Source organism: Flavobacterium sp., assembly GCF_043720215.1.
GTDB lineage: Bacteria > Bacteroidota > Bacteroidia > Flavobacteriales > Flavobacteriaceae > Flavobacterium.
Genome location: NZ_JAYSSZ010000229.1, coordinates 1 through 8,134, shown reverse-complemented (window position 1 = coordinate 8,134; position 8,134 = coordinate 1). Strand labels below are relative to the sequence as shown.

9 protein-coding genes are annotated in these 8,134 nt (G+C 29.7%); 1 reads left to right on the top strand and 8 read right to left on the bottom strand.

Going from position 1 to position 8,134, the window contains the following annotated elements; all coding sequences use genetic code 11:
• The 8 genes from ACHZC3_RS10330 to ACHZC3_RS10295 all read right to left on the bottom strand — a co-directional run.
• Positions 1 to 699, bottom strand: a 699-nt coding sequence (locus tag ACHZC3_RS10330) for a hypothetical protein (protein ID WP_394759786.1), incomplete at its 3' end; no start/stop codon positions are given.
• Complete coding sequence (locus tag ACHZC3_RS10325; RefSeq protein WP_394759785.1) at positions 699 to 1,193, bottom strand: heavy-metal-associated domain-containing protein; 495 nt, start codon at positions 1,191 to 1,193, stop codon at positions 699 to 701. The genes ACHZC3_RS10325 and ACHZC3_RS10330, both read right to left, overlap by 1 nt.
• 2 nt (positions 1,194 to 1,195) lie before the next feature.
• Positions 1,196 to 1,660 carry a TlpA family protein disulfide reductase gene (locus ACHZC3_RS10320; protein WP_394759784.1) on the bottom strand — a complete coding sequence of 155 codons (465 nt, stop codon included), beginning with the start codon at positions 1,658 to 1,660 and terminating at the stop codon, positions 1,196 to 1,198.
• A gap of 7 nt (positions 1,661 to 1,667) precedes the next feature.
• Positions 1,668 to 2,540, bottom strand: coding sequence for a DUF3347 domain-containing protein (locus ACHZC3_RS10315; RefSeq protein WP_394759783.1), 873 nt, complete (start codon positions 2,538 to 2,540; stop codon positions 1,668 to 1,670).
• 113 nt (positions 2,541 to 2,653) lie between these two features.
• Complete coding sequence (locus tag ACHZC3_RS10310) at positions 2,654 to 3,022, bottom strand: hypothetical protein (RefSeq protein ID WP_394759782.1); 369 nt, start codon at positions 3,020 to 3,022, stop codon at positions 2,654 to 2,656.
• Between the two features lie 250 nt (positions 3,023 to 3,272).
• Complete coding sequence (locus ACHZC3_RS10305) at positions 3,273 to 5,456, bottom strand: carboxypeptidase-like regulatory domain-containing protein (protein WP_394759781.1); 2,184 nt, start codon at positions 5,454 to 5,456, stop codon at positions 3,273 to 3,275.
• Positions 5,457 to 5,539: 83 nt separating this feature from the next.
• Positions 5,540 to 5,929: a hypothetical protein gene (locus tag ACHZC3_RS10300; RefSeq protein WP_394759780.1), complete on the bottom strand. Its 390-nt coding sequence runs from the start codon at positions 5,927 to 5,929 to the stop codon at positions 5,540 to 5,542.
• Between the two features lie 56 nt (positions 5,930 to 5,985).
• A complete protein-coding gene (locus ACHZC3_RS10295; RefSeq protein WP_394759779.1) occupies positions 5,986 to 6,342 on the bottom strand; it encodes a hypothetical protein in 357 nt (118 codons plus the stop codon).
• A 216-nt stretch (positions 6,343 to 6,558) separates the two neighbouring features.
• Between ACHZC3_RS10295 and ACHZC3_RS10290 the strand changes: the two genes are divergently transcribed.
• Entirely contained in the window at positions 6,559 to 8,040 is a 1,482-nt protein-coding gene (locus ACHZC3_RS10290) for a GAF domain-containing protein (protein ID WP_394759778.1), read from the top strand.
• Positions 8,041 to 8,134 lie beyond the last annotated feature (94 nt).

The following is an 8,134-nucleotide window of genomic DNA, read 5'->3' as shown; positions in this document are numbered from 1 at the left end:
TTGACTATTAATTATAAATTGAATAGCAGGAACCACATCAAGATAGGATTTTCCATTTTCATTGATAGTTTGCCCAACAAACTCAACCATAAAATTAATGTTGGTTTGTTTAAAACTAGTGTATTTTTTCGGATACATTAATTTTCCAATAGACAAGGTGTAATTAGTAGCATTATCTCCTAATGAATTTGGAAAAGGATTTTTGGATGTATTATCCAATGCTTTTTCAAAACTTACAGACGAACTTATGGCTATTTTTTTTATCAATTTTGTAGCGACTATTCCTGTTTCAAAACCCGAATTGTGTCCCATAATTTCAATTTGCTCTTGATGAATATCCGAATTATTGAAACTATATCTTCCAAAAACTGCTAATCTAAAATGACTATTTAAATCATCTGATGAGAAAAAGCGGTATTTGGTAAAAACACTTCCACCTTCTGTTACTAAACTATTATTTCTATTACTAACAAAAGCGGTGGCTCTGAACATCAAACTTTTGTTTAAACCATAAGTTACTTCGGGCATAATATGATAATTATAGCCTGACTCAAACTTTTCTTTAAATGCAGATTGCATTATATTTACACCAAGCGAGTTGGCAGGAACATTACTAGCAGGATCTGTTACCAAAAACAGTTCTTGACTGATGCTTTTTTGAAATCCAAGAAGGATTAACATTAAGAATATTTTTCTCATTAATTCAAGATTTTAATATGAAAATCATCTTCATTATTTGCAAGATAGGTTTCTAGTTTCTTCAATGATTTTGATAATTTTTTATACTCTTTGTCAGTAACATAACCTTTGTCTAAAACTTGAAAAGTAACTTCTTCCGAATCAATAGTTTTAGCATCAACTACTATGTACTTTTCATTTTTTATTGAGCTATTTTTTGATGTAAGTACTAGCGAACCAATGAAAAAACCTGCTTTTTCAACGCTTTTCTTAAAAGTAGTAGGGCTTATTGTTGTGTTTTCATTTAAGGTAACTGTAAAAGTATTTGTGTTTAAATCGGTTTCTACATTGGCTACTTCTGGCAACGCTTTTAATTGCTTATTGATTGCATTGGAGCACATTGAACAGGTTAAGCCAGTTGCTCTAATTTCTGCTTTAGAAATTTGTGCATTTGTATTTGAGAAATTAAATACTACAAATGCAAGTAGTGTTAAGTATTGATATGATTTTTTCATGATTAATATTTTTTTATTAAATTATTCATCTCATCCATTGTTGGATTGATTGCAATTAGAATTCCTTTAGTATCAAATAAAAATTGACTCGGTAATGCTTCAACTCCAAATAAAATAGCTGTTTTTGAATCAAATCCATTTGGGTCGTTTACTTGTGTGAATTTAATGTTGTCCTTTTCAATGGCTTTTTTCCACTTTTCGATATTAGTATCTACAGAAACACCTAAAATTTCAAATTTTGAAGAATCCAAATCTTTATAAAGTTTAACTAATTCTTTGTTTCCTTTTCGGCATGGAGCGCACCAAGAAGCCCAAAAATCAATAAGAACATATTTGTTTTTGAATGATGTACTTGAAACGTCTATATTATTGGTGTTTTTTAAAGTAAAAGTTGGTAAAGTGTCACCAACTTTTACTTGTGCTTGTAAACCAAAAGAAAGAAATAATAAAATGATTACTTTTCTCATTTAAGTACTATTTGATAGTTTCCACAACTTTTCCACAACTTAACATCATAGAACCGAAATACGGATTCTTAATGTTATTCTCTTTACTTAACCAGTTTGCACCTTTTCCATTATTTGCCATTGGACAAAATTGATAATAAACAGTTTCATCCGATTTAGAGACTTTTATTAATTCGTAAATTGATGTAGATAGTGTGTTAAAACGACCTCTTTGTTTTTTTGTATCAGTACTTTCTGAAATAGCAATAGCCTCTTTTTTTAAGTTTTCTAAAACCTTCATCCAAACCATGTGAACATCCATTTTTAATTCGTCCATTTTTACAGCATTTATTGATGCTACTAATTCTTTTGCAGCTGCAGATGCAGTTGTTCCATCAGTTTTTACTAAAGCATCTTTTAAAGAAAAATAGTTTTCATAAACAGCATCTAATTGACTCATTTTTGGCGCTTCATTTGTTTGCGTAGCAGAATGATTGTGATTTGCATGTTCATCTGTAGTAGCCATCGTTTCTGTTTCTGTTTTTACTGGAACTTTTGCAACTCTATCATATTGACAACACCCATGAAGATTATTATACACATCATCTGGTGCTAAAAAGGAATCACTATCATAACCTACAAGAGCGATTCTTTTAAGGATTTCATCTTTATTTGTTTTAGTAGTATTGTATGTAATAGTTGCCATTCCAGTATCCTGATTCCAGTCAACTGATGCAACATTTTTTACATTCCCTGCTTTTTCAATTTTAGTTTCGCACATGCCGCAGTTCCCGTACACTTTTACAGTTTCGGTTTTTGCATTTTTTATTTTTTGTGCATTGGTGGTAATGGATAGCAATATAAAAGTTGCCATCATTAAAGTATTTAATGACTTTTTCATTGTATTTGAATTTGTGAAACAGTATGTTTCGGTTATTTTAATAAAATTATTGAGATTTCAACAATAAAAAGTTGTTGATAAAAAGCCATAACTATGGCTAGCAAAGTTTGGTTTTAGCTTATTTTAGGAATAAGCCAAACGCTAGAAAAACCTGAGGAAATAAAGGTTTTTGAGTTATAAAATTTTTGTTTTTCAGACGAAAAATTAAAATTAGTATTATTAAAATCAAATTCAAAAGTAGAAATCAAACTAAAATTTGCTGAAGTAGAACTAGTGCAGTTTGAGTGACCACATTTTCCACCACAACTATTGTCTTTGTCTTTTGAATGTTTGCCATTGCAACAGTCTTTTTTTTCTGTTTTAGAAGTTGTTTCTTTTTTGCAACACGTTTTCTCGGTTTTAGTTCCACACGCATAAGTTGAAGTTGGCAAGAAGAAGCCAAGCATCAGCATTATGATTATTATGTGTAACTGTTTTTTCATTTGGTAAATATAAGGAGTAATTTTAAAATTTTATGTTAATTTTTTTTTTGCGGGTCTTATTATTCGGTTTGTGTGGCTCAAGGTTATTATATAACGTTTTGCGGCTTTAAGAAGTTGGTGATTTGTAAGCCCGAACCTTTCGATTAAGCACTGAAAATAAAAAGTACAAAACTAACTTTAAATTAAGCCCAAAACCAGCAATAGCGCAAAACTGCTGTTACCTGCTGGTTTTATTGGCGTAATTTCATTTCTATAACTTAATTTTTAGTCCAAAGTTGAATACAAAACCGTCTAATGGCGCCCAAACTTCTGTAAATTGTGGCGTATTATTTGGTCCCGAAATTAGACTCTCTTGTCTGGTTTGTCTGTAATCAAATATGTTTTCTACATTTCCAAAAAACGTGAAGTTTTTCCAATAATGTTCTACAACTGCGCCGTAAGTCCAGAATGATTTTGTTTGGTTTCCGTTGCTCAAAGTTTGACTGCTTTTTAGTTCATAATCAAATCCAATTCTCCATTTTCCTGGTAACGCATATAATAAATCGCCTTTCAAACTATGTTTTGGCGTTAATGTTACATTTGATTTTGTTCCGCTGAAATGATTTGTTGCATCTGTAAAAGTGTAACCAACAAATAAAACAAAATCACTAAAACCAAATTTAAAAAAGGTTTCTGTTCCAACACTTTTTGTGTAACCGTTTGCATTTTGAAATTCAAAATTTGAACCATTGTTTTGTAAAACCAAAGGTTTGTCAAGGTAAGTGTAAAAAAACATTTGGTTAAAGTTGATAAAGATTTTGTTTCCAAAGTTTAATTTATAACCAATGTCAGCATTACCACCATATGATTGTTCTGCTTTTGTTGTATTTCTATTTATTGCCAAAACATTTTTGTAACCCAACAATTCGGCTTCTTGGTTAAAAATACTTGCATTTCTGTAACCTAAACCACCACCAATTCTAGTTGTTAATTTGTTTGTCCATTTGAAAAGTGCTGATGCTCTTGGTAACAAATAAAGTTTTTCGTTAAGAACGTAATCTGCTCTTAATCCTGTTTCTAAAGACACTTTTTCGCCAACATCAAACGTGTAGTTTGCAAAACTTCCAATAGTTTGATAATTTTCATTTCTCAAATTGTTACTTTGAAGTGGCGTTTCTTTGAAATCGTCTGTATAAAAATTTAAACCTGTAATTAATGAGTTTTTATCTTTTTTGTACAAATACGACATTTCAGAAAATGAGGATACTTGTTTTCCTGCAAATTTGTATTCTCCATCAATAAAATTTGGTGTTATAAACAAACTTCTATCAAACACATTAAACGAATTTCTGAAAGCAATTGTTTTGTTTTCAGTTAGTTTATGTTCTAATTTGGTTTGAGTTGTAATTCGACTAACTTCATTTTTTTCTTTGTAAAAATGGTTACTTGTTGCCGTTTCCTCATTTAAAAGTTTTGTGTCACCACCTTGTCTTTTTTCGGTTGTAAAAGTTCCACCAACGCTTAAATTTGTTTTTTCTGTTAGATAAAAAACTAATTTGGGATTGAAATTAAACTTTTCTAATTCTGGCATATCTGTAAATCCATCTTTGTCAGCGTCATAGGCTTTGTGAACATTTCGTTGTGCCAAAAGTGTAAAACCAATTTTTTCATACTTTTTACTAGTAAACATATTAACATCAAAAGCTCCAATATGCGAACCATTTAAGTGCAAAATTGTTTCTTCGCTTGTTGGTTCTTTAGAAATTAAATTGATTAAACCTGAAATTGCACCACCTCCATAAAGCGTAGAAGCTGAACCTTTTATATATTCAATTTGTCGTAAGTCTAATGGTGGAATTTGCATAATGCTTAAACTTCCCGAAAAACCGCCATATAGCGGAAAACCATCTTTCAACATTTGTGTATATCTTCCGTCAAGTCCTTGAATTCTTACGTTTGCTGTATTACTTGTTGCCGAAGTTTGTTGTACTTGAATTCCTGTGCTATGTGTTAGCAAATGCGCAACTTTACTTGGATCCATTGTTGCAGCTTCATCAATTTCTTCGGTTAACACTTCTACACGAGTTGGAATTTTTGATAAAGTTCGATTGTTTCTTGTTCCTTGAACAATAACTTCTTCTAACTCTTCGCTGTCGTCTTCTTGAAGTAAAACAGTTTCAACTAATTTAGTTTGCGGAAAATCAATTTCTATTTCTAAAGTTCTGTAACCAATAAACGAAAATATAAAAACCTGCTTTCCGTTAGGAACATTATTTAGTTCAATTTCTCCTTTTTCGTTTGAACTTGCACCAATTTGAGTTCCTTTAATTATAATATTTGCACCACTAATTTTTTGGTTTGTAATGCTGTCTTTTACTGTTGTTTTGAATGTATTTTGACTAAAAACGGAATTAATTCCGCATATAATAGTCAGTAATAACAAATAATTTCTCATTTGAATTAAAATTTAGATTAATAAAATAATGAATTGCGATGCGCTAGCATCGTCAGTCTTTTTTCTGTGCGTAGCACATTTTATTAGCTAATTTTTGGTGGTTTCCAAATATTTAAAGAAACATTCGATTGAAAACAATTTTGTTTAAAAGCGATTTTTTTTGGTTCTTTGAAATTATAGTTTGTTTGAAATTTTATTAGTACAATTTCTAAATTCAATGCCAAAATATGATTAAAAGAATAATCGCAATGCTTATGAAATGGTAGGTTTTCGTGTTCGTCGTGATTTTCGTCGTGATGTTTTTCTGAATAATGTTCAGTTATAAAATGAGTAAAATTTATTTTTTCGTGATGATTGTTGTGATGTAAGAAATGTGAAACCAAAACTGGAAAACGCAAACAACCTTCAACTACAAAAGGAATTGTTATTTGTAAGCAAATTATAAGAATTATTAAGTTTTTCAGTTTTTCCACTTTGCAAAAATAGATTTTTTTTTCGGATTATCTTTTTTCCGCAATTTTCGGAGAAACTAGCAGGTAACGTTCCGTCGCTTGAAGAAGTTGCGACTCCTAAAGGCAGGCGTTAACAAATATACCGAAAACTTTGAAAGAAAAAACGTCATATAAAAGAAAGAAAAAAGCATCCATTGCATTAAATCCCCTTCACTCATTGATTTAGACGTTTTATCTTTATCACAAACTGAATATTGCGCAAATCCAAGTAAACCAACTTCATTAAGACCATCATGGTTGTAAGGCTTACCATAGACAGTTAGTATTATAAAACCGTATTTGCTTTTCCAGTTTTTACCATTAAATTCCATTGGAGTTTGTGCTTTAAATTCTTTATTCCACCATATTGTGATTTTAAAGTAATGCCAGTACAAGCATAAACCGGAAAGGAGATTATGGAGAAAATGAGAATAGTGACAAAGTTGTTGTATAGAATAAACACTTAATATAGCTTAATACTGTCATTTAGTTTTAGAAAAAATCATTTGGTCGACAGATAATGTAATTCAACTATATTTTTAATCTTTTTATGTTTAGTACTTATAATTTGCTTAGCTTTAGATGTGCTTTTTAGAGAAAACAAGAAATTTATGATTAAACCCTTACCACATAAAAACGAAGAAGAAAGGTTAAAGTTGTTAAAATCATATTGTGTTTTAGACACTAAACCAGATGCTGATTTTGAAAATATAACATCTATTGCTGCTCAAATTTGTAATACACCTATTGCTCTGATAAGTCTTTTAGATGAAAATAGACAATGGTTTAAATCACATCACGGATTAAATGCTTCTGAAACTCCCAAAGATTATTCATTCTGTGCCCATGCTATAAATCACTCACATGAGTTATTGATAATTGAAGATGCTAGGAAAGATGAACGATTTTATGACAATCCATTAGTTAAAGATGAACCCAACGTTGTTTTTTATGCTGGTGTTGTATTAAAAAACAATCAAAACTTACCATTTGGAACACTTAATGTAATTCATCAAAAGCCACACAGCTTATCTAATGAACAGATAAAATTACTAAAAGCACTTGCTAATCAAGTCGTTTATTTGATGGAAAACAGAAAGAATAGTATTCTTTTAGATTCGGCCTTAAAAAAACTTAAAGAAAAAAACAAACAAGCAAGAATAAAGGAAGAAGAATTACAACTTATTCACAAAAACATTCCAATAACTTTATTTCAATTTATAATTAATAAAAACAGGTCAAATTATTTCACTTACTTAAGTAATTCATTCAAAAAAATGTTTCCAATTGAATTACCATTAAATGCCATCAATTGGTATAAATCCTTAACGTTTTACCCCGATGATTTTGTTTCATTAAACGATAAATTAAATCAAATTGATGTAAAAACTGATGAATTTAATTTTATCAGTAGATTTATAATAAACGAAGAAATTATATGGTTTGAAATTAATTCTAAAGTTATTCACAAAGAAAAAAAAATTATTTTAGAAGGAACCCTTAAGAATATCACAAACACAAGAAACTTAGAAGATAATTTAAAAAAGAAAACCATATTTAATGATTTAGTCTTAGATAACGTTCCGGCTGAGATAGTTCTGTTTGATAAAGAGCATAATTATGTGTTTATTAATAAAAATACTATTGAAAATGATGAAATGAGAAATTGGTTGATTGGAAAAAATGATTTTGATTATTTTGCTTTAAAGGGTCTTGATACTTCTTTAGCTCAATGTAGAAGAAATCATTTCAATAAAGCAATAGAAACAAAACAACAAGTTGATTATATTGATGAAATGACTAAAGATGGCAAAACGGTGTACATGCATCGTAGGTTATTTCCATTTTACATAGAGGGTATTTTTGCTTATATGATAGGTTATGCTGTAGATATAACTGCCTTAAAAGAAGCTCAAAATAAGCTTTATATTCAAAATAAAATATTAATAGACAAAAATAAAGAACTAGAGCGTTTTGCTTATATAGCTTCTCATGATTTGCAAGAACCACTTTTATCTATAATAGGATATTCAAATTTATTGGATGATGACTATAAAGAAAAACTTGATGATGATGGTAAATTATATGTTTGACTAGTCCTAAATAATCGATACAGATTATTAGACAAAAATAGATAAATTAAACAGCACCAAAAACGTTTTTGGTGCTGTTTTTAGTTTTATAGGT

Bases quoted from the DNA above. Each gene is read 5' to 3' on its own strand.
- ACHZC3_RS10325 (WP_394759785.1), bottom strand. From the start codon at position 1,193: ATGAAAAAATCATATCAATACTTAACACTACTTGCATTTGTAGTATTT.
- ACHZC3_RS10320 (WP_394759784.1), bottom strand. From the start codon at position 1,660: ATGAGAAAAGTAATCATTTTATTATTTCTTTCTTTTGGTTTACAAGCA.
- ACHZC3_RS10315 (WP_394759783.1), bottom strand. From the start codon at position 2,540: ATGAAAAAGTCATTAAATACTTTAATGATGGCAACTTTTATATTGCTA.
- ACHZC3_RS10310 (WP_394759782.1), bottom strand. From the start codon at position 3,022: ATGAAAAAACAGTTACACATAATAATCATAATGCTGATGCTTGGCTTC.
- ACHZC3_RS10305 (WP_394759781.1), bottom strand. From the start codon at position 5,456: ATGAGAAATTATTTGTTATTACTGACTATTATATGCGGAATTAATTCC.
- ACHZC3_RS10290 (WP_394759778.1), top strand. From the start codon at position 6,559: ATGATTAAACCCTTACCACATAAAAACGAAGAAGAAAGGTTAAAGTTG.